The sequence below is a fragment of the Geobacillus sp. genome, assembly GCF_017515625.1.
GTDB classification, from domain to species: domain Bacteria; phylum Bacillota; class Bacilli; order Bacillales; family Anoxybacillaceae; genus Geobacillus; species Geobacillus stearothermophilus.
The window spans coordinates 1-2,022 of sequence record NZ_JAFWFM010000165.1 but is presented as its reverse complement, the minus strand read 5'-3'; the positions used below and the strand labels follow the sequence as shown (position 1 = coordinate 2,022).

Sequence of the window (2,022 nt, the reverse complement as noted above, 5' to 3'; positions counted from 1 at the left end):
TTCAACTGTATCTTTCCGGACGATAGTTTAGAAACATTGCCTGATCGGAATGAAAGGCAATGTTTTTTTGTTGTTGATGAATGATTATGATCGTTTTAAATACTACTTTTGATTAATATTGAGTGATAATGAATGTTTTTGATTGATTTTTTCGTTGTCTTGGGATATGATAGAGTTGTAAGCGATATCCCCGATGATCGGAGGTGGGAGTGTGCTGACCGAAGAACGCCACCGCCTCATTTTGGACCTGTTGGCGCAAAAAGGAGTCATCAAGCTGCAAGAGCTCGTAGAGGCGACCGGGGCGTCAGAGTCGACGATTCGCCGTGATTTGACGCAGCTTGAGACCGAAAAGAAACTGCGCCGTGTGCACGGCGGGGCGGCCTTGTTGCAGCAGAAGCGCGAAGAGTTGAGCGTGTCGGAAAAATCGCTGAAATATATCGAAGAAAAGCGGCGGATCGCTGTCTATGCGTCCAGCTTGGTACAAAAAGGAAACTGCATCTATTTGGACGCGGGAACGACCACGTGGGAAATGATTCCGCATTTGGCTGGCAAAGAGGTCATTGTGGTGACGAACGGCGTGATGCATGTCGAGCGGCTGCTTGAGCATAACGTCACGACGTATTTGGTCGGCGGCATGATCAAGCCGAAAACGAAGGCGTTGATCGGGCGCGGCGCCATCGAGTCGCTGCGGCAGTACCGCTTCGACCAATGTTTCATCGGCGCGAACGGTGTTCATTACGACTATGGCTATACGACGCCGGACCCGGAAGAGGCGCTGGTGAAATATACGGCCATGCAGCTGGCGCAGCGTGCGTATGTGCTTGCAGACCATTCGAAGTTGAATGAAAGCGCGTTCGCAAAAATTGCGGATTTGTATGAAGCGGTGTTGATCACCGATGAATTGGATGAAGAGTGGAACGATTTGTATCGAACAAAAACAACAGTAGAGGTTGTGGCTCCATGATTTACACATGTACGTTGAATCCATCTGTTGATTATATCGTTCATCTCGATGAGCTTCATGTTGGCGAACTGAATCGCTCGGTGAAAACGTTCACATTTCCGGGCGGGAAAGGGATCAACGTGTCGCGTGTGTTGAAGCGCTTGGGTGTTGACAGCACGGCGCTTGGGTTCATCGGCGGATTTACCGGCGGGTTCATTGAAAGCGAACTTCGGAAAGAAGGCATTGCCTGCGATTTTGTTCATGTCCCAGGGCAAACGCGCATTAACGTCAAACTGAAAGCGGGGCGGGAGACGGAAATTAACGGCGAAGGCCCGGCGGTTGCCGATGACGATGCCGTGCAATTGATCGCGAAAATTGGAGCGCTTTCGGCCGGTGATGTGCTTGTTCTTGCTGGAAGCGTGCCGACGTCGCTGCCGGCGGACATGTACGAGCGATTAGCGGCTCGGGCGGTGAACCAGCGCGTTCGCCTTGTTGTCGACACGAGCGGTCCGGCACTCGGGGCGCTGCTTGCGTGCCGCCCGTTTTTGGCTAAGCCGAACCATCATGAGCTGGCCGAACTGTTTGGTGTTGCGATGGTGACAAGAGAAGACATCGTGTTGTATGGCCGACGACTGGTGGAAAAGGGAGTGGAACATCTCATTGTGTCAATGGGCGGCGACGGGGCGTTTTACTTCAACGAGGAAACAGCGTTGTTTGCCGAAGCGCCGCAAGGAACGGTGAAAAATTCGGTCGGGGCGGGCGATTCGATGGTCGCTGGATTTTTGGCCGCTCAAGCGGATGGGAAATCGATTGAGGAAGCATTCGCTTACAGTGTCGCCGCTGGAAGCGCGACCGCGTTTTCGGAAGATTTGTGTACGAAAGAGGAAGTGGAAGCGCTCGTCGACCGCGTCCATATCGTGCATTTATAAATTGAAAATAAAGGAGCATTCCCGTTAGGAGCTTTTCCGGGGACTTGATCAAAAAAAGCCCTCTTGGTATGATGCAGGGGTGTCAAACAATACCTACCATCATGCCAAGGAGGACTTCAGATGAATTGTACACAAAACTATAAAATTGAT

2 protein-coding genes are annotated in these 2,022 nt (G+C 51.4%); both read left to right on the top strand.

Annotated features, from left to right (window positions below):
* Positions 1-211 precede the first annotated feature (211 nt).
* A complete protein-coding gene (locus IKE44_RS09800) occupies positions 212-964 on the top strand; it encodes a DeoR/GlpR family DNA-binding transcription regulator (protein ID WP_055358266.1) in 753 nt (250 codons plus the stop codon).
* Positions 961-1,872, top strand: a complete 912-nt coding sequence (pfkB, locus tag IKE44_RS09795; RefSeq protein WP_049626711.1) for a 1-phosphofructokinase — start codon at positions 961-963, stop codon at positions 1,870-1,872. The genes IKE44_RS09800 and pfkB overlap by 4 nt, the downstream gene beginning before the upstream one ends.
* Positions 1,873-2,022 lie beyond the last annotated feature (150 nt).